22 protein-coding genes are annotated in these 21,984 nt (G+C 62.1%); 11 read left to right on the top strand and 11 right to left on the bottom strand.

Annotated elements, in window-relative coordinates:
- The first annotated feature begins 95 nt into the window (after positions 1 to 95).
- Positions 96 to 1,715, top strand: a complete 1,620-nt coding sequence (locus tag ACNQ62_RS05805) for a hypothetical protein (RefSeq protein ID WP_418094401.1) — start codon at positions 96 to 98, stop codon at positions 1,713 to 1,715.
- Between the two features lie 172 nt (positions 1,716 to 1,887).
- On the opposite strand, the gene tkt is transcribed toward ACNQ62_RS05805, so the two are convergent.
- Positions 1,888 to 3,903: a transketolase gene (tkt, locus tag ACNQ62_RS05800; RefSeq protein ID WP_037944997.1), complete on the bottom strand. Its 2,016-nt coding sequence runs from the start codon at positions 3,901 to 3,903 to the stop codon at positions 1,888 to 1,890.
- 248 nt (positions 3,904 to 4,151) lie between these two features.
- Here tkt and ACNQ62_RS05795 point away from each other — a divergent pair, with 248 nt between their 5' ends.
- From ACNQ62_RS05795 to ACNQ62_RS05785, 3 genes are read left to right on the top strand one after another with little or no spacing between them, the layout of a single operon-like run.
- Positions 4,152 to 4,652, top strand: coding sequence for a hypothetical protein (locus ACNQ62_RS05795; protein WP_009826783.1), 501 nt, complete (start codon positions 4,152 to 4,154; stop codon positions 4,650 to 4,652).
- Positions 4,652 to 5,065: a cell division protein ZapA gene (locus ACNQ62_RS05790; RefSeq protein WP_064216061.1), complete on the top strand. Its 414-nt coding sequence runs from the start codon at positions 4,652 to 4,654 to the stop codon at positions 5,063 to 5,065. Before ACNQ62_RS05795 ends, ACNQ62_RS05790 begins: the two co-directional genes overlap by 1 nt.
- Complete coding sequence (locus ACNQ62_RS05785) at positions 5,062 to 5,418, top strand: MliC family protein (protein WP_418094400.1); 357 nt, start codon at positions 5,062 to 5,064, stop codon at positions 5,416 to 5,418. The genes ACNQ62_RS05790 and ACNQ62_RS05785 overlap by 4 nt, the downstream gene beginning before the upstream one ends.
- 96 nt (positions 5,419 to 5,514) lie before the next feature.
- On the opposite strand, the gene grxD is transcribed toward ACNQ62_RS05785, so the two are convergent.
- The 3 genes from grxD to ACNQ62_RS05770 are packed head-to-tail and all read right to left on the bottom strand — an operon-like array spanning position 5,515 to position 6,360.
- Complete coding sequence (gene grxD / locus ACNQ62_RS05780; protein WP_005852996.1) at positions 5,515 to 5,877, bottom strand: Grx4 family monothiol glutaredoxin; 363 nt, start codon at positions 5,875 to 5,877, stop codon at positions 5,515 to 5,517.
- Positions 5,874 to 6,119 (bottom strand): hypothetical protein, encoded by a 246-nt coding sequence (locus ACNQ62_RS05775; protein WP_009826787.1) that lies wholly within the window; start codon positions 6,117 to 6,119, stop codon positions 5,874 to 5,876. Before ACNQ62_RS05775 ends, grxD begins: the two co-directional genes overlap by 4 nt.
- Positions 6,120 to 6,123: 4 nt before the next feature.
- Positions 6,124 to 6,360, bottom strand: a complete 237-nt coding sequence (locus tag ACNQ62_RS05770; RefSeq protein ID WP_005853000.1) for a BolA/IbaG family iron-sulfur metabolism protein — start codon at positions 6,358 to 6,360, stop codon at positions 6,124 to 6,126.
- Positions 6,361 to 6,514: 154 nt separating this feature from the next.
- Between ACNQ62_RS05770 and ACNQ62_RS05765 the strand changes: the two genes are divergently transcribed.
- The 6 genes from ACNQ62_RS05765 (at position 6,515) to ACNQ62_RS05740 (ending at position 14,744) form a co-directional block, all read left to right on the top strand.
- Entirely contained in the window at positions 6,515 to 7,483 is a 969-nt protein-coding gene (locus ACNQ62_RS05765) for an XdhC family protein (protein ID WP_418094399.1), read from the top strand.
- Positions 7,480 to 8,463, top strand: coding sequence for a molybdopterin-binding protein (locus ACNQ62_RS05760; RefSeq protein WP_289080814.1), 984 nt, complete (start codon positions 7,480 to 7,482; stop codon positions 8,461 to 8,463). The genes ACNQ62_RS05765 and ACNQ62_RS05760 overlap by 4 nt, the downstream gene beginning before the upstream one ends.
- A 131-nt stretch (positions 8,464 to 8,594) precedes the next feature.
- On the top strand, positions 8,595 to 9,080 hold the full coding sequence (locus tag ACNQ62_RS05755) for a (2Fe-2S)-binding protein (protein ID WP_005853005.1): 486 nt from the start codon (positions 8,595 to 8,597) through the stop codon (positions 9,078 to 9,080).
- A 192-nt stretch (positions 9,081 to 9,272) separates the two neighbouring features.
- Entirely contained in the window at positions 9,273 to 11,636 is a 2,364-nt protein-coding gene (locus ACNQ62_RS05750; RefSeq protein WP_418094398.1) for a xanthine dehydrogenase family protein molybdopterin-binding subunit, read from the top strand.
- A 156-nt stretch (positions 11,637 to 11,792) separates the two neighbouring features.
- Entirely contained in the window at positions 11,793 to 12,584 is a 792-nt protein-coding gene (locus tag ACNQ62_RS05745; RefSeq protein WP_418094397.1) for an FAD binding domain-containing protein, read from the top strand.
- A 162-nt stretch (positions 12,585 to 12,746) separates the two neighbouring features.
- Complete coding sequence (locus ACNQ62_RS05740; protein WP_418094396.1) at positions 12,747 to 14,744, top strand: OmpA family protein; 1,998 nt, start codon at positions 12,747 to 12,749, stop codon at positions 14,742 to 14,744.
- A 79-nt stretch (positions 14,745 to 14,823) separates the two neighbouring features.
- Here the strand turns inward: ACNQ62_RS05740 and infC are convergent, their stop codons facing one another.
- The gene (infC, locus tag ACNQ62_RS05735) at positions 14,824 to 15,372 is read right to left on the bottom strand and encodes a translation initiation factor IF-3 (protein ID WP_037944998.1); all 549 of its coding nucleotides are present in this window, start codon (positions 15,370 to 15,372) and stop codon (positions 14,824 to 14,826) included.
- 217 nt (positions 15,373 to 15,589) lie between these two features.
- Here infC and ACNQ62_RS05730 point away from each other — a divergent pair, with 217 nt between their 5' ends.
- Entirely contained in the window at positions 15,590 to 16,372 is a 783-nt protein-coding gene (locus ACNQ62_RS05730; RefSeq protein WP_353627815.1) for a hypothetical protein, read from the top strand.
- A 111-nt stretch (positions 16,373 to 16,483) separates the two neighbouring features.
- On the opposite strand, the gene ACNQ62_RS05725 is transcribed toward ACNQ62_RS05730, so the two are convergent.
- The 6 genes from ACNQ62_RS05725 to cysG form a co-directional block, all read right to left on the bottom strand.
- Entirely contained in the window at positions 16,484 to 17,320 is an 837-nt protein-coding gene (locus ACNQ62_RS05725; protein ID WP_064216053.1) for a ferredoxin--NADP reductase, read from the bottom strand.
- An 88-nt stretch (positions 17,321 to 17,408) separates the two neighbouring features.
- Positions 17,409 to 17,822, bottom strand: coding sequence for a DUF934 domain-containing protein (locus tag ACNQ62_RS05720; protein ID WP_005853018.1), 414 nt, complete (start codon positions 17,820 to 17,822; stop codon positions 17,409 to 17,411).
- Complete coding sequence (locus tag ACNQ62_RS05715; protein ID WP_005853020.1) at positions 17,819 to 18,607, bottom strand: phosphoadenylyl-sulfate reductase; 789 nt, start codon at positions 18,605 to 18,607, stop codon at positions 17,819 to 17,821. Before ACNQ62_RS05715 ends, ACNQ62_RS05720 begins: the two co-directional genes overlap by 4 nt.
- On the bottom strand, positions 18,597 to 20,261 hold the full coding sequence (locus tag ACNQ62_RS05710; protein WP_037944050.1) for a nitrite/sulfite reductase: 1,665 nt from the start codon (positions 20,259 to 20,261) through the stop codon (positions 18,597 to 18,599). Before ACNQ62_RS05710 ends, ACNQ62_RS05715 begins: the two co-directional genes overlap by 11 nt.
- Positions 20,261 to 20,557, bottom strand: coding sequence for a DUF2849 domain-containing protein (locus ACNQ62_RS05705; RefSeq protein ID WP_005853022.1), 297 nt, complete (start codon positions 20,555 to 20,557; stop codon positions 20,261 to 20,263). The genes ACNQ62_RS05710 and ACNQ62_RS05705 overlap by 1 nt, the downstream gene beginning before the upstream one ends.
- Positions 20,557 to 21,951, bottom strand: coding sequence for a siroheme synthase CysG (cysG, locus tag ACNQ62_RS05700; protein ID WP_168592212.1), 1,395 nt, complete (start codon positions 21,949 to 21,951; stop codon positions 20,557 to 20,559). Before cysG ends, ACNQ62_RS05705 begins: the two co-directional genes overlap by 1 nt.
- Positions 21,952 to 21,984 lie beyond the last annotated feature (33 nt).

The following is a 21,984-nucleotide window of genomic DNA, read 5'->3' as shown; positions in this document are numbered from 1 at the left end:
CCTAAAGACCGCGGGGCACAATTTACCGCTTCGTCGTCTACATTGCGCCTAAATTGCAAGCTAGCGGTATTAGAGACGGCATAGGGAAACCCTTTTTGTTTCACACCTCGTTTAGATATTTTCTCGCAACGACGTCGGCTGCGATGCTGGTCTACTTGGGCTTGACCCTAGACCCGTCGATCCGCGCGGAAAACGAACGCTTCGCGGCGTGCAAAAACGATACTTCGTCTCAATGCCTCTCCAGCTTGGGCGTAGAGCAGGCGATGGATGCCCGCTTCGTTCCGCCACACATGCCTGAAGTGAGCATGTTGGCCCAAATGGGGCGCATCGACGACGCTTTTGCCTTGGCGCTACGTGCTGAAAGCGAAAATGAGCCGCTGCCAGAGGACGTTGAGGCGACCGTCGACAGGATGCTTGCTAGCCACCGTCTTACAGGGGCGCTTCGCGAGGGCAAGAGCCTGCAGGAAGCGATGGAAATGACACCGGGCGTGGGTGCTGGCACCCTTTGGATCACTGCGCTGGATTTCCTTGGCCGCAGGCCATACGGGGTGCCTGCGCGCGACGGAAGCACTGCGGACGCAATCCCGCGTGACGTAGTATCAGAGATCGCGCAGCGCATCGTCGATATTGCACAAAATGAACCCGTCAGGCCGCGCATTAGCCACCTAGTGGAAGCGGCTGAGTTGCACGCAGCTTTAGGGAGCCGAGACGAAGCGTTAAAGGTGCTTCAATCTTTGCCGCAAACGGACGACGCCTCCATCAACCCAAGTGAAAACCTTATGCGGCTCGTTGGGCCGTCAACATTTCTGCAGCTCTATCGCGAGGCAGGCGGTACGCATCTTTCCATACTTTTGACCGCCGCGGCGGCAGAGCCGGATATGACCCTCGCAGCCACGTATCTGGAAGAGGCCTTTACCGCGTTCTCGACCAAAAAGCCCTTTCCGGAATATGTCTGGATGGAGCGCATTATTGAACGCGCCGTCGACCTTGGCTTGCAGCCACTTGCCCTTGAGTTGGCACGCGCCTTCGAGGATCGAGCTGACACCGAACCCGCGATCTTCCCCGTCTTTGCACATATAGAAGCTGCGCGTGTTTTGTTACTTGCTGGTGCCGACGAGGGGGAAGTTCAGGCGCGGCTTGACGTGGCGCTTAGCGCGTTCCGCACGAAGGATGGGAAAACTGCAAGTGACGCTTCCGAGATCGGGAGTATTCGGTGGGGCACTCGTCGGCTGGATGCGCAGGCACGGCGTGAAATGGCGACGCTAAAGGCGCGGCTCGGAGAAACTGAAACAGCCATCGCCTATATGGCTGGGTTGGAAAAACCATTGTTTTCTTGGATGAGCATGCTGACCTCGGAGATTCCGGTTCAGAACGTGGATCTGCTTTTGCTTGCTGCGCGTGGTGCCCTTTCCGATGAAGAGCTCGCCTATGCAAAGCTGCAGCATGCGCAACAGCTGTTGCTAAGTGACACGGGCGAAGGGCAACGTGTTTGGGCGCAAGCGAAAGCGACAGAGCTAGCGAAATCCGACATGCTGACTGGTGAGCACGCGGTTCGCGCCTACAGTATGCTGTCTAGAATTGGGGCGCTTGTCGAAGACCAAAGACTTGAAAGGTTAGGGTTGGAACAAATGGCTGAGGCCGCCCTGAAATCCCGCCGCTACCAAGATTTGTTGATGGCTGGCTTTTGGTGGAACCGATCACAGCAAATGCCGTGATTTCCACCTAGTGTGTCTGCCCCTGAGCCACCGCAGATCTGCAAAGTGCGTCGATCGCATACGCCTGTGTCGACTGCTATGGTCGTCCGACCGAACGTTTCCTGCGCCCCCCACAAACCAAAAAGGGGGAGCAAAATGCTCCCCCCATTCTCGTCTCGCTAAACAGCTCAGATCACAGTAGCGCTTTGGCCTTGTCGGCGACGTTCTGCGGGGTGATGTCGAACTTTTCGAACAGCTCTTCCGCGGGCGCGGAGGCGCCGAAGCGGTCCATGCCGACGAAATCGGCCTTGTTCCACTTGCCACGCTCGCCGGTGAGCCAGCGGTCCCAGCCTTGGCGTACGGCGGCTTCGACGCCGACGCGGACGGGGCCGGCGGGGAGGACGCGGCGGCGGTAGGCTTCGTCTTGGGCGGCGAACAGCTCCATGCAGGGCATGGACACGACGCGTGTGCCGATGCCTTCGGCTTGCAGCAGGTCACGGGCTTTCAGCGCGATCTCGACTTCAGAGCCGGTGGCGATCAGGATGACCTGACGTTTGCCTTCGGCGTCCGCCAGAACATAGGCCCCCTGTTCGGTGAGGTTCTTGTTCTTGTGCTCAAGCCGCACGGTGGGCAGGCCCTGACGGGTCAGCGACAGCACGGACGGTGTCTTTTTGCTGCTCAGCGCGATTTCCCAGGCCTCGGCGGTTTCAACCGTGTCAGCGGGGCGGAACACATAGGTGTTGGGTGTCGCGCGGCTGATGGCCAGATGTTCGACGGGTTGGTGCGTCGGGCCGTCTTCGCCCAGACCGATGCTGTCGTGGGTCATGACAAACACGCTTGGCACCTGCATCAGCGCGGCAAGGCGCATGGCGGGGCGGGCGTAGTCGGTGAAACACATGAAGGTGCCGCCGTAGGGGCGGATACCGCCGTGCAACGCCATGCCGTTCATCGCGGCGGCCATGCCGTGTTCGCGGATCCCCCAGTAGACGTAGCGCCCACCACGGTTGTCCACGTCAAACACGCCCAGATCAGCGGTCTTTGTGTTGTTCGAACCGGTCAGGTCAGCCGAGCCGCCCACGGTTTCGGTATAGAGCGGGTTCAACACCTCGAGCGTCTTTTCGCTGCTGGCGCGGGTGGCCAGTTTCGGCGCGTTTTCCGACGTCTGCTTTTTGAACGCCTTGATCGTCGCGCTCAGCTTCTTGGGGGCGTCACCGGCCAGCGCGCGGTTGAACTCTTCACGCTTTGTGCGCGACATGGCGTCGAAACGCTCTTCCCAGGCGCGGCGGTCGTCTGCGCCGCGTTTGCCGATCTCTTCCCAGGCGGATTTCACGTCGGCGGGCACTTCGAACGGTCCGGTTGTCCAGCCATAGGCGGCTTTGGCGGCGGCCATCTGGTCCGCATCGGTCAGCGCGCCGTGACCTTTCGAGGTATCCTGCGCGGCGTGACCAAGCGCGATATGCGTTTTGCAGGCGATCATCGTGGGCAGATCGGATTTGCGTGCCTCGGTCAGGGCGGCGTCGATCTCGTCGGGGTTGTGGCCGTCGATCTCGATGACGTGCCAGTCAGCCGCCTTGAACCGCGCGACCTGATCCACTTTGTCGGACAACGATACCGGCCCGTCGATGGTGATGTCGTTGTTGTCCCACATCACGATCAGTTTGCTCAGCTTGTGGCGGCCCGCAAGGGCAATCGCCTCGTGGCTGATGCCTTCCATCAGGCAGCCGTCACCCGCGATCACATAGGTGAAGTGGTCGACGATCTTCTTGCCGTATTGCGCGCGCTGGATTTCCTCGGCCATGGCAAAGCCGACAGAGTTCGCGATCCCCTGACCCAGCGGGCCGGTGGTGGTTTCAATCGCATCGGCCAGGAAGTTTTCAGGGTGTCCCGCGGTGCGTGCGCCCATCTGGCGGAAGTTCTTGATCTCTTCGAGGGGGAATTGCTCGTAGCCGGTCAGGTGCAGCAGCGAATAGATCAGCATGGACCCGTGGCCGGCCGACAGGATAAAACGGTCGCGGTCAGGCCACAGCGGGTTGGACGCGTCGAACTTCAGGTGCTTTTCGAACAAGACAGTGGCGACATCCGCCATGCCCATCGGCATGCCCGAGTGGCCGGAATTGGCGGCGGCGACAGCGTCCAACGTCAGGGCGCGAATGGCGGTCGCTTTGGACCAATGGGCGGGATGGGCTTTGGCGAGGGCGTTCAGATCCACGGTGCAAGCTTCCTTATAAGGGGGAGAAGGGATTGCGCGGATCAATACCAGCCACCCCGCAAAGATCAAGGCCCAGAGGGCATCGCCCGCAGCAGAGCTTTTCCGCCGGGCCAAGGCATTGTTCTTAAAGGGGCAGTATTCCGCCTTTGGTTTCGGTAGGATCAGCGGAAACCACGTTGACCAGCGATTCGATGGTTGGCAAACTGCATTTTACGACTGACATACGACGTTTTACGAGGAACCCTGCGATGAGCGACATAGAACACTTGCAAGGCCGTATTCTGGCGGCGCTTGAAAGGGCATCGCGCGGAGCTGACAAACTGGCCGTCGCCAAGGCGGAGGTCCCCGATCTTTCGGAAGAACTGGCGCAGGAACGCGCTGTCAACGCAGAGCTTTCTGAACAGGTCACTGCCCTGAAAAAGCGGCTGGAAGATGAAACCGCGCATCTGCGGGCTGAACTGGCCACAGCACAGGCGCGCAACAACAGTGCGGCCGCGGCACAGGCCCAGACCGAAAAGCTTGATCTGGAAATCCAGCGGGTGCGCCGCGCCAATGCGCAACTGGCCGATGCCTGCGCTGCGCTGCGCGAAGCCAATGCCGAAGGGGTGGGGGACGCCGATCTGATCAATGCCGCCTTGCAGGCAGAGCTTGACGCGCTGCATGCCGCCCGTCGCGCCGATGTGGCAGAGGCGGACGCGATCCTCTCTGTTCTTACCCCGCTTGTCCCCACTGCCGAGGAGTCTGCCTGATGCCCGAAGTTTCCATCTCTATCGGCGGTCGCCAATTCGAAGTTTCCTGCCAGGAGGGCGAGGAAGACTACCTGCACGCCGCAGCCAAGATGCTCGACGATGAAGCGCAGGTGTTGTCGGATCAGGTGGGCCGGATGCCCGAAGCGCGGATGTTGTTGATGGCGGGCCTGCTGCTTGCCGATAAAACCGCCAGCGTCGAGGATAAGATCAAGGAAGCCCGCGCCGAACTGGCAGAGCGTGACGCGGAACTTGCAAGCCTGCGCAATGTCGTGGTGGAGCCAGAGCGGATCGAGGTGCCTGTCATCCCGCAAAGCGTCACCGACAGCCTTGCCGAAATGGCTGCCCGCGCCGAAGCCTTGGCGAGCGAGATCGAAGATAAGGCCCGAGACAAGGCCCAAGACGGGGCCCAGTGACCCTGCCGCGCGCTATCACATGCGGGGCCGCGGCGGCGTGGTGGCTTGGGGTAGGGGGCAGCGCTTTGGCGCAGGCCATGCCGGTCACCGCCACCTATATCTGCGAGCGCGGGGTCGAGGTGCCGGTTTCTTATACCACCCCGGAACAGGGGGAGGCGACGGCTGTGCTTTATGTGGAAAACCGCATGGTTACGCTGGTCCGGACCCGCGCGGCATCAGGGGCGCGCTATGCATGGCCCTCGGACGGTTCTGGCTATGTCTGGTGGACCAAGGGGGACGCCGCGACGCTATTCTGGCATGATGCGGCGGCGGATGAGGATGTCACGCTCTACGCGGCGTGTCAGGCGCGGTGACGTGTTCTATGCAGGGCGCGCGCCGATCTGTGTGGCGCGGTTCGGGTGCCCCTTGATCCAAGGCGCACCCGTTTCTTATCAGCGGACCGTTAGCTGTTAGCCGTTGGCTTCGCGGATCTTGTCAGCGGCGTCCTTGTCGAAGGCGACGCCGTTGTCTTCCAGCAGCGTGTCCAGCTCGCCCGACAGCATCATTTCGGTGATGATGTCACAGCCGCCGACGAATTCGCCTTTGACGTAAAGCTGCGGGATGGTGGGCCAGTCAGAGAAATCCTTGATCCCCTGACGCAGCTCTTCGTCGGCCAATACGTTCACATCGGTGTAGTCGACATTCATATAGTTCAACACGCCAGCCACACGGGACGAGAACCCGCACTGCGGCATCGTCTTGTTGCCCTTCATGAACAGCACAACATTGTTGGCGGTGATGGTTTCCTGAATTTGCGTCTTTGCGTCGGTCATTTCGATTTGTCCTTTGGTATAAAGCGTTTCGCGTATTCTTGAGGGTCGCGGGGGATGCGGTAGTTGGTCTGATGTCCGCCGCCGCCGCCACCCGAATGATAGGTCGCGTCAATTTCGTGATAGCCCTTGCCCGGCTTTGACCCGCGTTCGGTATCGCGTGTGTGTTTCAGCGCCTGTAGGCCGCGCAGAACCGCCACGATCAGCACCAAGACGCTGAGGATCAGGACCAGGATCGGGTCCACCGGATCAATCCGGCGCTTTGGTTGTCAGCGCCAGCGCGTGCAAATCGCCGTTCGATCCATCCATCCGGCCCTTGAGCGCGGCATAGACGGCACGTTGCTGTTGCACACGGTTCTGGCCACGGAAACTTTCGTCGATGATCATCGCGGCCATATGCACGCCGTCATTGCCTTCGACGGTGATCTTGGCGTTTGGAAAGGTCTCGCGCAGCAGGTCTTCGATTTCGCGGGCTTGCATGGGCATGTGTGGGGCGCTCCGTCTGGCATGTCATTGCCCAAGATGTAGTAGTGTGCAGGGCGGCGTGCAAGTTATCTCCCCGTTATCTCATTGAGCGGGGGCATGGGACGCCCTACATAAGAACAGTCGCCGCCGCGACAAGGTAAGGAGACCACCCGCCATGGAGATTTTCGAGAACGCACCGGAACGCGCCTATGCATGGGCGCAAGCGGGCCGCGGGGCCGCGCTGGCCACAGTGGTGGAGACATGGGGCTCTGCCCCGCGACGGGTTGGCGCGCAGCTGGCCATCGCCGCAGATGGCGAGATGCAGGGCTCTGTCTCGGGCGGGTGTGTCGAGGGGGCCGTGGTGGTCGAAGCGCTTGAGGCGATCGAGGACGGCACGCCGCGCTTGCTGGAATATGGCGTCAGCGATGGCGACGCCTTTGCCGTGGGGCTGGCCTGTGGCGGAAAGATTCGCGTATTGGTCGAACCTGTGGGCGCAAAGGCGATGCCGTTTGACGTTCTGGGCGACCTCGTCCGCGCCCGCGCCGCGCGCCAGCCCGTGGCCTATCAGGTGCCCCTGTCGGGCGGGGTGGGGCGCTTGGTCACGGGCGGCTATGCCGACCGCTTTCGCATGGACCGTTCCGGCGTTGAAGAGGATGGCGATACATTTGTCGCGATCCACAACCCGCCGCTGCGGCTGGTTATCGTCGGGGCGGTACACATCGCGCAAGCCTTGGTGCCCATGGCGCAGGTCGCAGGCTTTGACGCCGTGGTCATCGACCCGCGCGAGGCGTTTGGATCGCAAGCGCGTTTTCCCGATGCACAGGTGATCAACGACTGGCCGGACGCGGCGATGGACACCGTCGGCGTCGATACCCGCAGCGCAATTGTGCTGCTGACCCACGACCCCAAACTGGACGACCCCGCGCTGCATATCGCACTCCGGTCCGACGCCTTCTATATCGGGGCGCTCGGATCGAAACGCACCCATGCCTCCCGCGTGGCACGGCTAGAAGAGGCGGGCTTTACCGCTGCCGACATCGCGCGCATCAACGGCCCCGTCGGGCTGGACATCGGGGCCGCCAGCCCGCCCGAGATCGCGGTGTCGATCCTGTCGCAGATGATCCAAGCCCTGAGAAAACCGTGAAGTTCGGCCCCATCGACACGGCGCAGGCCGAGGGTGCCGTGCTGGCCCATTCCATCGCATTGCCCTCGGGCCGTTTGCGCAAGGGGTTACGGCTTGAGCCCGCCCATCTGGCCGCGCTTCGGGCAGAAGGCATCGACCGTATCATTGTGGCGCAGCTCGCGTCAGGGGATGTGGATGAAAACACCGCCGCGGCACAGGTGGCGCAGGCCGTGCTGGCGGCGCATCCCCATCTGACGATGACGCGCGCCTTTACCGGCCGCGTGAACCTGCTGGCCGATGGGCCGGGGGTGGCGCAGCTGGATGTCGGCGCGCTTGAAGCGTTGAACGCCGTGCACCCGATGATCACGCTGGCCACGGTCCCGCCGTTCCAGCAGATGGCCGCGGGGGGCATGGTGGCGACGATCAAGATTATCTCTTACGCCGTCGCGCAAAGCGATCTTGCCGCCGCCTGCGACGCGGGGCGCGGCGCGATCCGGCTGGTGCCGCCGCAAATCAAGGACGCGACGCTGATCATCACCGAGATTGACGGCGGCGCGGGCGACAAGGGGAAAAAGGCCATCGCAGACCGGCTTTCTGCGCTGGATGTGGATCTGAAAAAAGTCGTTATGGTCCCGCATGAGGTCACCGCCCTGCGCGATGCCATTGCGGCGGCGGATACGGCGCTGACGCTGATCCTCACCGGCTCTGCCACCTCTGACATTGATGACGTGGCCCCGCAGGCCCTGCGCGCCGCGGGTGGAGAGGTCTCGCGCTTTGGCATGCCGGTTGATCCGGGCAATCTGCTGTTTCTGGGGCAGATGGGCGATGCGCCGGTGATCGGCCTGCCGGGCTGCGCGCGCTCTCCTGCGTTGAATGGGGCGGATTGGGTGCTGTCGCGGGTGATCTGCGGCATAGAGGTATCCCCGCGCGATATCGCCCGCATGGGGGTGGGTGGCCTGCTGAAAGAGATCGCCACCCGTCCGCAACCAAGACGCGGTTGACCGACCCTGACGCAAGGCCCGTCGCCGCGCCGCGCCCGCGAAGTTCAACCCATGCGAAAAATTTCTGTTCTCAACGCCCCTTTGGCGTGCTTAACTCGACCCAACACATGACATAAAACGGGAGGAACATCATGACCGAGGTCAAAATGACCGTGAACGGCAAACCTGCATCCGGTGCCGTCGAAGGGCGCACGTTGCTGGCGTCATTCCTGCGCGAAAACCTGAGCCTGACCGGCACGCATATCGGCTGCGACACCAGCCAGTGCGGGGCCTGCGTGGTTCATGTCAACGGCGAGGCGGTCAAGGCCTGCACCATGCTCGCGGTCGAAGCGGACGGGGCCGAGGTCAAGACGATCGAATCCATGGCCAACCCCGATGGATCGCTGACAGTGATCCAACAGGCGTTTCAGGACCACCACGGGCTGCAATGCGGCTTTTGTACTCCGGGCATGATCATGTCGGCCTCGGCGCTGCTGAAAGACAACCCCAAGCCGACCGAGGCAGAGGTCCGGCACTATCTGGACGGCAATATCTGCCGCTGCACCGGTTACCATAACATCGTCAAGGCGATCATGGCCGCATCCGGTCAGGACGTCAGCGCGCTGGCTGCCGAATAACCACCGTGCGACGTGCGGCCCTGTTGATGCAGGGGCGGGAGGACACGGCGCACTCATCCTGAAAACCGCGCTTTCCCACGCAAACGGGGAACCGCAGCAACCCATAGATTGACGACATAAGAATAAAGCCAAACGCAAAAGCCACATACGACGGTGCGGACCCGATCCGTGCCCCATAGGGAGGAATTGACCATGCCAAAGGACGGCGGAATTGGTGCCAGCAGCAAGCGGCGCGAGGATATCCGGTTTTTGACCGGTGAGGGGAATTATACCGACGATATCAACCTGCACGGACAGGCGCATGTGTTCTTTCTGCGCTCGGATATCGCCCATGGGGTGCTGAATTCGGTCGATACATCCGCGGCAGAGGGGATGCCGGGGGTCGTGAAGATCTTTACCGGTGCCGATTTCGCCGAGGTCGGGTCGATCCCCTGCGGCTGGCAGGTCACGGACAAGCATGGCGCGCCCATGCAAGAGCCGCGCCACCCCGTGCTGGCCGAAGGCAAGGTCCGCCACGTAGGCGAACCGATTGCAGCTGTCGTGGCGGAAACCCTGTCGCAGGCCCGCGACGCGGCAGAGGCGATCGTCGTCGATATCACCGATCTGCCCGCCGTCGTCGATATGAAGCAGGCCGTGCAGGAAGGCGCGCCCAAGGTTCATGACGATCTGACCTCGAACCTCTGCTACGATTGGGGCTTTGTCGAAGAGAACAAGGCCGCCGTGGACAAGGCCTTTGACGAAGCAGCCCATGTCACCACGCTGGAACTGGTCAACAACCGTCTGGTCGCCAACCCGATGGAGCCGCGCGTCGCCGTCGGCGACTATGCACGCGGGACAGGGGATCATACGCTTTACACCACCAGCCAGAACCCCCATGTGATCCGCCTGCTGATGGGGGCCTTTGTTCTGGGCATCCCCGAACACAAGCTGCGCGTCGTGGCCCCCGATGTGGGCGGCGGCTTTGGCACCAAGATTTTCCACTATCAGGAAGAGGCGTTCTGCACCTTTGCCGCCAAAGCCTGTAACCGTCCGGTAAAATGGACCTCCAGCCGGTCCGAGGCCTTCATGTCCGACGCCCACGGGCGCGACCATGTGACCAAGATCCAGATGGCGCTGGACGCGGACAATAACTTTACCGCGCTGCGCACGGATACTTACGCGAATATGGGGGCTTATCTGTCGACCTTCGCGCCGTCGGTGCCCACATGGCTGCACGGCACCTTGATGGCGGGCAACTACAAGACGCCGCTGATCTATGTGAACGTAAAGGCCGTGTTTACCAATACCGTGCCCGTCGATGCCTATCGCGGCGCGGGACGGCCGGAGGCAACCTATCAGCTGGAACGGCTGGTGGATAAATGCGCCCATGAGCTTGGGGTCGACCCGATTGCCTTGCGGCGACAGAATTTCATCACCGAATTCCCCTATGCCACGCCGGTCGCGGTGGAATATGACACGGGCGATTATGTGGCCACGATGGACAAGCTTGAAGAGATCGCCGATTTCGCCGGTTTCGACGCGCGCCGCAAGGAAAGCGAGGCCAAGGGCAAGCTGCGTGGGTTCGGCGTGAACTGCTATATCGAGGCGTGCGGCATCGCGCCCTCGAACCTGGTGGGGCAGCTTGGCGCGCGGGCGGGTCTGTATGAATCCGCCACCGTGCGGGTCAATGCCACGGGCGGTCTCGTCGTGATGACCGGCAGCCACAGCCACGGGCAGGGGCATGAAACCGCCTTCCCGCAGGTGATCGCCGAGATGATCGGTATCCCCGAAGAGATGGTCGAGATCGTGCATGGCGACACGGCAAACACCCCGATGGGGATGGGCACCTACGGCTCGCGCTCCCTCGCAGTTGGCGGGTCGGCCATGGTCCGCGCCACAGAAAAGATTATCGCCAAGGCCACCAAGATCGCGTCGCACCTGCTGGAAGCCTCGGAAGGGGATATCGAGCTGAAAGACGGGGCCTTTACCGTGGCAGGAACGGATAAATCCGTTGCTTGGGGGGATGTGACGCTGGTTGCCTACGTGCCGCATAACTACCCGCTGGAGGATATCGAGCCGGGTCTGGAAGAGACGGCTTTCTACGATCCGTCGAACTTTACCTATCCGTCCGGTGCCTATGCCTGCGAGGTCGAGTTGGACCCCGAAACCGGCCATGTCACCATTGACCGTTTTGCGGCGGCGGATGACTTTGGCAATATCGTCAACCCGATGATCGTCAGCGGTCAGGTCCACGGCGGGATCGCGCAAGGCATCGGGCAAGCGCTGATGGAGAATTGCGCCTATGACAGCGACGGTCAGTTGCTTAGCGCGTCCTACATGGATTACGCGATGCCACGGGCCAGCGATCTGCCGTTCTATACCGTTGATCATTCGTGCCAGACGCCCTGTACGCACAACCCCCTGGGCGTGAAAGGCTGCGGTGAGGCAGGGGCCATCGGGTCGCCGCCTGCGGTGGTGAATGCGGTGTTGGACGCCATGCGATCGGGCGGTAAGGATGTCGGCCATATCGACATGCCTGTCACACCGGCGCGGGTTTGGGCGGCGATGAACGGATAAGACGGTTGGGGCAGGTGCGGGGTTCAGCCCCCTATATGCCTCTGGCGCAGAAAATAAGGGAAAGCGGGGGCCAGCCCCCGCGCCCCCGGAGTTTATTGGCAAAATGAAGAGAGGCGTTTGGGGCCGCGGCCCGCTCTCTGATTGGAAGGACGCAAGATGTATGATTTTGATGTAGTGAAACCCGCGACAGTGGCCGAGGCGGTCTCGGCATTGGGGCAGGACGAGGCGCAACCGCTGAGCGGCGGGCAAACGCTGATCCCCACGCTGAAGGCGCGCTTGGCGATGCCGTCGGTTCTGGTGTCGCTGAGCGGGATCGAGGACATGCGCGGCGTGCGTATGGGCGATGACGGTCGTCTGTGTATCGGTGGGGGTACCGTACATGCGACCGTCGCCAAAGAGGCAGAGGCGCATTACCCCGGGCTGGCAAGTCTGGCCGCGCGGATCGGAGATCCGGCCGTGCGCAACCGTGGCACCATCGGCGGATCGGTCGCGAATAACGACCCCTCGGCCTGTTATCCGGCAGGGGTGCTTGCCAGCGGTGCGACGATCGTGACCAACGCGCGCGAGATCGCGGCGGATGATTTCTTTGAGGGGATGTTCGCCACCGCGCTGGACGAGGGCGAGATCATCACCGAAGTGCGTTTCCCGATCCCCGAGAAGGCGCATTACGAGAAATTCATCCAACCTGCCTCGCGCTTCCCGCTGGTGGCCGTGTTTGTGGCAAAATTCGCTGACGGTGTGCGGGTCGCGGTGACGGGGGCGTCGGAGGATGGCGTCTTCCGGTGGAGCGATGCAGAAGCCGCGCTGAGCGGGAGTTTTGCCGTGGATGTCCTGTCGGGGTTGAGCCTGCCCGGTGACGGCATGATCAGCGATCTGCACGGCAGCGGTGACTACCGTGCGCATCTGGTTGCTGTGATGACAAAACGGGCAGTTGCCGCGCTGACCTAAACCGCTCGATACTTTAATGAAAACCGCCCCTTGGGAAACCTTGGGGCGGTTTTTTGCTGTCTGGATGATTATCACTTGCGCAGGGTTGGGAACGATTTTGCAGCATCGGTGTTGTGCCGTAACGCTGCCCGAACGGCGTCCATAACCCCGTGAGGATTAGGAATGTATAAACTTTTGAAATCGACGACCTCTTTGACCATGTGTTTGGCGCTGGCTTTGCCCACAGGTGGTTTTGCCCAGACGACAGAAAGCTGCGTGGCCGAAGGGGAGCAAACCGTGTTCCCATGCGTGCTGCCTGACGGCAGTGTCGTGGCGGATGCGGATCAAATGATGACATTGCGTGCCGATGGCGATTTGGCGCAGGCCCTTGGTCTTGAGGCGGAAGCCCAGACCGAAGCGCAAGCCGAGCCCGATGCAGAAGCCGCCGCTGAAACCGTAGACGCCGCGGAAGAGCAGGCTGCCGCCGCTGCCGAAGCCGAAGCCGCTGCCACCGCGCAAGCCCAAGCCGCCGCGGAAGAGCAAGCCGCTGCCGACGCAGAGGCCGCTGCCGCTGCAGCCGAAGCAGAAGCCGCTGAGGCGCAAGCTGCAGCCGATGCAGAAGCTGCCGCCGCCGCGCAAGCCGCTGAACAAGAGGCCGCCGAAGCTCAGGCCGCTGCCGACGCGCAAGCCGCCGAGGCCGAGGAAGCTGCTGCCGCCGAAGCGCAGGCCGAAGCAGAGCGTGAGGATGCGGTCGCCGCACAGATCGCCGCAGACGCTGAAGCCAAGGCCGCAGCCGAAGCGGAGGCAGAGCAAGACGCCGCTGCGGCTGCCGAAACCTCGGAAAGCCCTGAAGCGCAGTCTGCCGAGACACAGGCAGATGCTCCTGCCGCTGAAAGCGATGCTGGCGTAGAGGCAGAGGCGCAAGCTCAGGCCGAGCCGACAGAGACTGAGTCGACCGAAGAAACCCAAGCCGAGACCGACGTGCCGGCAGACAGCTCTTCCGACGCTGAAACGCAGGCAGAGGCCGAAACCCAGCAGCAAACGGAAGAGCAGATCGCCGCTGATCTGGCCGCCGAACAGGCTGCGGAAGAAGCCCGTCAGGAACAGCGCGCCGCTGATGCAGCCGCTGCTGCCGAAGCCGCCGCCGCTGCTGACAGTGGTGAAGCCAAGGCCGATGTAGTGGTAGAAGAGATCACCGAAGAAGACACACGCGCCTCGAGCGAAGAATTTTCGACGGCCGTCACTGGTGACACCTCTGCCGAGGCCAATACGCAAGCCAAAAAGGACGACGACGACGGGCTGAGCAAGTTCGAGAAAGCCCTGCTTGTCGGTATCGGTGCTGTGGCTGTCGGGTCGATCCTGAACAACGGCTCGAAGGTCGTGAGCAACTCGGGTGACCGTCTGGTTGTTGAAGATCCGAATGGGGATCTGCGCGTTTTGAAAGACGATGATGCGCTTGTGCGTCAGGCCGGTGACGAAGTCCGCCGCGAGACGTTCAACGACGGTTCTTCGCGCACCACTGTGATCAAGCCGAACGGCAGCAAGATCGTGACCATTCTGGGTCGGGACGGCACCGTATTGCGCCGGATCAACGTCGATCCACAGGGCAATGAATATGTGCTGTTCGATGACACCCAAGCCGAAGAGCGTATCGTTGTGAACGAGCTGCCACAGGTCCGTCCGCAGGCCAATACGCTGGCCAGCCAGCAAAACGAGGAAGCGCTGCGTGCCGCGTTGCAAACGCAGTTGCGTGGCGATCAGGCCCAGCGGTATTCGCTGCGTCAGGTGCGTGATGTCCGTCAGGTCCGTGCCCTAGCACCAGAGATCGAGCTGGACGCTGTGCGCTTTGCCACAGGGTCGGCTGCAATCCAGCCTGAACAGGCCCGGGCGCTGTCCAAGATCGGGACCGCGATCAGCAATGCGATCAAGGATGATCCGCGCACTGTGATCCTTGTGGAAGGGCACACCGATGCGGTTGGCAATGCGGGCTACAACCTTGCGCTGTCTGACCGTCGTGCCGAGACCGTTGCATTGGCCCTGACCGAGTATTTTGACGTGCCGCCAGCCAACCTGATCACCCAAGGCTACGGTGAAAGCGCGTTGAAAGTACCGACCGAGACCGCCGAACCTGCCAACCGTCGTGCGGTTGTGCGCAACATCACAGGTCTGCTGCGTCAGTAACCGCGACCTTCAAGACATAGAAAAGCCCCCGCAGGAAACTGCGGGGGCTTTTTGCGTCTCGGGACTGTAAGACCCGGAATTATTTGCTTGGCAGCGGCCCGATGAGCATGACCATCTGGCGGCCTTCCATCTTCGGGAAGTTTTCAACGCGGCCAACTTCTTTGGTGTCTTCGGCAACGCGTTCAAGCAGCTCGCGGCCAAGGTTCTGGTGGGCCATCTCACGGCCGCGGAACCGCAGCGTGATCTTTACCTTGTCCCCATTGTCGAGGAACTTGAACACGTTACGCATCTTGACGTCATAGTCATTGGTATCGGTGTTCGGGCGGAACTTGACCTCTTTGATCTCGATGATCTTTTGCTTCTTGCGCGCTTCGGCTTCACGCTTTTGCGTCTCATACTTGAATTTGCCAAAGTCCATGATCTTGCACACGGGCGGGTTGGCATTGGGCGAAATCTCGACCAGATCAAGTCCGGCATCAACAGCCATTTCCATGGCGCGATCCGGTGTCACGACGCCGACGTTTTCCCCATCCGCACCGATCAGGCGGATTTCGTTGGCGCGGATGTTTTCGTTGATGCGCGGGCCGGTGTCTCTTTGCGGCGGCGCGTTATGCGGTCTGCGAGCGATGATGGTCGTCCTTTGATTGTTGTACTGATGTCGAGCACGGAAGGTAAACCTGCTCATGGTCTTCTTCAAGTCGCAAAATGGCGCATATACAGGGTAAAACCGCGTATTTTTGGGGGATTTACCCAAGGGGAAGCAGCGTATCGCGCATTTGACGCTATGTGTTGGCATATAGTATGTGCAGCAGGGGATTAACAAAGTTCAAAGGAACCACAGCATCATGAAAAACCTCATCTGGATTGTCATCGCAGGGGTGATCGCGCTTGGCGCGTACATGTTGTATTCGGGCCGGTCGGTCCAGGAGATTGCGACCGATGCGTCGGATGCCGTCAATGCTCCCGCCGCGCTGGAAAGTGCGACCGAAGCTGTGGGCGACGCTGTCGAGGCGACAGAGGGCGCAGTGACCGAGGCGGTAGAAGCCACCACCGAGGCCGCGAATACCGCAGCCGACGCGCTGTCGGAAGCGGCCGAGGATGTGGCCGATGCCGCGGCCGAGGCGGGCGAGGATGCCATGAACGCGGGCAAGCAGATCGCCGAGGATGCAACGCAAGCGGCGAATGATACCGCAGAAGGCAACGCGGAGGTTTCCACCAGCGCAGAGGCCGATGCCATGGCTGCCAGCGATGCAGAGGCGAGCGATGCCGCCAGCACCACGCAAGCGGGCACGGCACCCGCCGCTGACCCGCAAGCCGAGGCAGACGCCGCAGCGGTTCAAGAGGAAGAAGCCGCCGCCGTGGCCGCGACAGATGCACAGGCGAGCACAGATGCGGGGGCTGCAGCCGATACAGAAGTTCAGGCCGACGTCACCGCCGATGCCAATACGCCAGAGCAGTTGACCACCGTCGATGGCTTTGATCTGGAAAAGGTGCAAACCATGATCGACACCTCTGATCTGCCCGCCACGCAAAAAGCGCTGCTGAAGCAAGGGCTGGTCACCGCCGGTGAAAATCCCGATGCCCTGCGCGCGATCCTGGCACGGATCCGCGAGGCGCTGGCGCTTTAAGCGCGGCCCACGCAAAGCCGATCCGCCAGACATGAAAAAGCCGCGCCTCGAAAGAGAGCGCGGCTTTTGTTTTATCTGTGGTGCCCCTTGCAAGGGCACCGCTGCGTCTGATCAGCCGACAAAGGCCTTTTCAACGACGTAGTGTTTGGGGTCGGAGTTCGCCCCTTCCTCGAGCCCGAAACCTTCAAGCACCTCCTTGATGTCCTTGTTGAATTCAAGGCTCCCGCACACCATGCCGCGATCGGTGTCGGCGCTGATCCCGTCGATGCCGAGGTCTTTGAACACCGTGCCGTCCTGCAGCAGATTGGTGATGCGGCCCATCTTGGGGCTTTGTTCACGGGTGGTGGTGGGGTAATAGACCAGCTTGTCGCCGATCATCTCGCCGATCAGCGGATCATCGGCAAGGCTCTCGACCAGCGTGCGGCCATAGTCCAGCTCGGCCACATCGCGGGTGGTGTGGGTCATGATGATCTGGTCGAATTTCTCGTAGGTTTCCGGTTCGCGCAGCAGCGAGGCAAAGGGCGCAAAACCCGTGCCGGTGGCGAAAAGCCACAGACGTTTGCCGGGCAGCAGCGCGTCATGCACCAGCGTGCCGACGGGCTTGGGCCGCAGGATGATCTGGTCGCCGGGCTGGATGTGTTGCAGCTTCGAGGTCAGCGGGCCGTCCTGCACTTTGATCGAATAGAACTCCAGCTCTTCGTCCCAGGAGGGCGAGGCGATGGAATAGGCGCGCAGCAACGGCTTTTGCTTGCCGGTCTCGGGGTGCGGGTCGCCCATCAGGCCGATCATCACAAACTCGCCCGAGCGAAAGCGCAAGGATGCAGGGCGGGTCACGCGGAAGGAAAACAGCCGGTCCGTCCAGTGTTTGACAGAAGTCACGGTCTGCGCGTCAGGCAACGTGGGTACGGGTTTGGCGTCGGTTTGGGTCACTACATTCTGCTCGGTCATAATTTCATCTACGCGCGGATCGCGGCACGCAGCCTTTCTCTAGGGGAAGGGAGGGGGCAGGGAAAGCATCTTGGGGCGAAAACCCCGATCAGCCGCGCAGACGCGCCTGATAATTATGCTCTTGCCAGTTTGCACGGGCCAGCCATTGGTCCTGCGGTTGACGGGCGGCCAGATCATCGGGGATCTCGACCTCGTCAAAGCCCGACCGGCGCGCCATGGCGTATTGGTCCGCAATCACATGCCCATGCGCCCGCAGCCGCCCGGTGTAGCCACGCAGACGCAGTTGGCGCGCGATGGTAAAGCCACGCCCGTCGGCTGAGCTGGGGAAGGCCACGCGGATCATCGAGATCGCACCATCCACAGGGATCGTTTCCGGTTGCACGTCAGAGGGGACGTCAAGGGCGGTCGCACCCGCCTCTACGCCTTCAGCAGCATCGAAGGGGGCGTAGGGCGTGGCGAAATCATCCGCCACAAACCCCTGATCATTGATCAACTGTGTCATGTCTTTGCTCCTGTGCGGACCATCTTGCCATCGACAAAATGGATGCCGCATTCTTCTTTTTCAATGTTTCTCCAGCGGCCGGCGCGCGGGTCTTCGCCCGGTTTCACCTTGGTGGTGCAGGGGGCGCAACCGATGCTGGGGTAGCCTTGGGCCACCAGCGGGTGCCGGGGCAGGCGGTTTTCGTCGATATAATCCGACACGTCGGAGGCCTGCCAATGGGCCAGCGGGTTCACCTTGATCCGCGCAGGCGCGTCGGCGGGGGTTTCGACCTCGAAGAACGGCAGGCTGGCGCGGGTGCCGGACTGGAACCGCTTGCGCCCCGTGATCCAGCCGTCGAATCCCTCTAGCGCGTGCTGCAGGGGCACGGTCTTGCGGAAGGCACAGCAGGCGTCCGGGTCGCGCAGATGCAGCGTCCCGTCGGGGTCTTTCTCTGCCACGTCCTGCGCCCGGATCGTCTGCACATTGCGCAGCCCCAACCGTTCGCTCAGCTCTTGCTGATAGACCAGCGTTTCAGCAAAGAGCATCTCTGTGTCGATGAACAACACCGGCAGATCGCGTTTCACCATAGAGGCAAGGTGCAACAGGGCGACGGATTCCGCCCCGAAGCTTGAGACAAGCGCCAGATTGGGCACGTTGTCGATCGCGGCACGCAGCACGTCGGTGGCGCTGTGATGGCGCAGGCCATCGTTCAGCTTTTCCACCTGACGGGTCAGCGCTGCGACGCGGTCCGGCCCTTCGGGGAGGATTTTTTCCCCATTTGGAAGTGTCAGTTGATCACGCGGCATTGGCTTGTGCTTCCGGGTAGAGGACGGCCTTGAACGGGGCAAGACCGAGGCGACGATAGGTTTGCAAGAAGGTCTCGCCCGCGTCGCTGCGCAGGTCGAGGTAACCTTTTACCAACCGTTCAATCGCCGGAATAATGTCGTCGGCGGAAAAGCCCGGACCGGCGCGCTCTCCGATGGCAGCGTTTTCGGTGCCGTCACCGCCCAGAGTGATCTGGTAGTTTTCGACACCGGCGCGGTCGAGCCCGAGAATCCCGATGTGGCCCACGTGGTGGTGTCCACATGCGTTGATGCAGCCCGAGATCTTGATCTTGAGCGGACCGACATCGTGTTCCAGCTTCAGCTCGTCAAAGCGGGTCGCGATTTCCTGGGCAATCGGGATCGAGCGGGCTGTGGCCAGCGCGCAGTAGTCCATACCGGGGCAGGCGATGATATCGCTGATCAGGCCGATATTGGCCGTGGCCAGGCCGACCTCTTTCAACGCCGCGTGCAGCGCAGGCAGGTCACCACGGTGCACATGGGGCAGGATCACGTTCTGCTCGTGGCTGATGCGCAGTTCGTCATGGCCGTACTCGGCCGCCAGTTCAGCCATACGGTGCATCTGTTCGGCAGTGGCGTCGCCCGGGGTCTTGCCATGGGCCTTGAGGCTGATCGACACGATCGCGTAGGACGGATCGCGGTGGTCGGTCAGGTTGGTGTCGGCCCAGCTTTTGAACACGGGATCGCTGTCATAGGCAGCAGTATAAGCGTCCGTCGGGGCGGTCTTGAACGTCGGGCTGGCGAAATCCGCCTCGATCCGCGACAGCATCTGCTGGTCGACGCCGGTGAACTGCGGACGGATCAGCGCATAGCGGGCGTCCACCCGTGCGCGGATGTCGTCGATGCCGTTCTCATGCACGGTGATCTTGATCCGCGCTTTGTATTTATTATCGCGGCGGCCCAACAGGTTATAGACCGAGACGATGGCCTCGAGCGTGGGCAGCAGGTCCTCGGAGCTGACGAAGTCATAGAGCACCTTGCCGATCATCGGGGTCCGGCCAAGGCCGCCGCCGACGATGACTTGATAGCCGATCTCGCCGTCTTTCTCGACGATTTGCAGGCCGATATCATGGGCCTTGATCACCGCACGGTCATGGGGCGCGCCAGAGACAGCGACCTTGAACTTGCGCGGCAGGAACTGGAATTCGGGGTGGTCGGTGGACCACTGCCGGATCAGTTCGGCCACGGGGCGCGGATCGGCGATTTCATCCGCGGCGGCACCGGCGAAATGGTCGGCGGTCACGTTGCGGATGGTGTTGCCGCTGGTCTGGATGGCGTGCATGTTCACTTCGGCCAGCGCGTCCAGCATATCGGGGACATCACGCAGCTGGGGCCAGTTGTACTGGATGTTCTGGCGCGTGGTAAAATGGCCGTAGCCCTTATCCCATTTGGCAGCGATATCGGCCAGCTTGTGCATCTGGCGGCTGCTGAGCGTGCCATAGGGGATCGCGACCCGCAGCATATAGGCGTGCAGCTGCAGATAGAGCCCGTTCATCAGGCGCAGAGGCTTGAATTCATCCTCGGTCAGGGAGCCGTCGATGCGGCGTTCGACCTGTGCGCGGAACTGTGCGTTGCGTTCGGCGATGAAGGCATCGTCAAATTCGGTGTAGCTGTACATTATTGAACCTCCTGCTTGCCGTGGGTGTAATTGCTTGGACCCTTGGCGCGGAATGCTTCGCGGAAATGCGATGGCTTGGGTGTGTCTGTGCTGGTGTCGACATCGGCCAGATAAGCCCCGACGGTCAGGTCGGCTTGCTGGATCGCATCGATAAGACGCACATCGGCGACGGCCTCGTCGGTCAGGACTTCGGCCTCTTCCAGTTTGCGGGTCCAGCCGGTGGCGGTCTGGTAGATCACGTCGCCTTCCAGCAAGGCATTGGCGGTGACGACTTTGGGGGTGAAGGGCTTGGCCATTATGCCATCTCCTCTTGAAACAATTCGGTGGTGGCGCGGGCGGCGGCACGGGGTGCCAGCCCATAGAAAGTCAGGGCGGGGCCGGTCAGATTGGCCGCGTTCAGGTCGGTGGGTAGACGGTCCAGCGTGGTCTCGACAATCCGCTGATCCGCGCGCGAGGCGTTTTCGACCAGCGTGACAGGCGTGCTGCGATCGGCCCCGTGCATCAGCAGGCGGCCTTGGATGAACCGCGCGGATTTCTTGCCCATATAGATCGCGGCGACCTCGCCCGGGCGGGCCAAAGCGGCCCAGTCATGATCGGCGAACCCTTTCATGTCATGGCCGGTCAGGAACCGGACAGAGGCGTTGCGCCCGCGTTTCGTCAGGCTCTGCCCGATGGTCGCGACGGCGGCAGAGGCAGAGGTGATCCCCGGCACGATGTGCCAGCCGATGCCATGGGCATCCACGGCGTCGATCTCTTCGTCCAGGCGGCCAAAGATGGTGGCGTCACCGGATTTAAGACGGACCACCTGGGCCCCCGCCTGCGCGTGTTCGACCAGCAGATCGTTGATGGTTTCCTGCGCGGTAGAGGGGCCGAAGCCTTCCTTGCCCACGTCGATCATCAGCGCCTCGCGGCGGGCGAGCTCGAGGATCTCGGGGCTGATCAGCCGGTCGTAAATCACCACATCGGCCTCGTCCAATGCGCGGCGCGCCTTGAGGGTCAGCAGTTCGGGGTCACCGGGGCCGCCGCCGACAAAGGCGATGTGACCGGCACGTGCGGCGCGGGACTGGTGGTCGGCCAGCAGCGTGTTCAGCGCGTTTTCGACGGCGGCTTTGCCATCCGCTACGGCGCGGGGGCCGGCGGCAAAGTAATAGTCACGCCAGAAATCGCGGCGCGGGCGGCCAAAGGGCAGGGCGTCGGCCATCTTGCGGAAACCCTTGCCGATCCGCGCCAGCGTTCCCAGCGTTGTGGGCAGACGCTCTTCCAGATCGGCCTTGATCGCACGGGCCAGCACGGGGGCCGCGCCTTCGGTGCCGATGGCGATGGTCACGGGGTCACGGTCGACGATGGCGGGGGTGATAAAGGCGCTGTCGTGCAGATTGTCGACGATATTGACCAATGCCCCCTCGGCACGCGCAATCGCGGCGGTGCGGGCGTCTTCGGTCTCGTCTTCATCGGCAGCGTAGAAGAGTTTCGCACACAGCACATCGCCGTGGCGCAGCGCGCGGGTGTGTAGCGTCAGGCGGCCCGCATCGGCCCATGCCGCGATCTCGGGCGCGGGGGTCGGGGCGAAGACGCTGATCTTGGCTTCGGTCTTGAGCAACAGGCGCAGCTTGGCCAAAGCCGCTTCGCCACCGCCTGACAAGACGATGCGCTGGCCCTTGGTGGACAGGTAGATTGGGAAATGATCCATGTGGTTCGGTCCTTGCGCTTAGCTTGAGCTCTA

Source organism: Sulfitobacter sp. SBS6 (assembly GCF_048285585.1).
Lineage (GTDB): Bacteria > Pseudomonadota > Alphaproteobacteria > Rhodobacterales > Rhodobacteraceae > Sulfitobacter > Sulfitobacter pontiacus.
The sequence above is the reverse complement of the archived record's forward strand: the minus strand, read 5'-3'. Positions and strand labels throughout refer to the sequence as shown.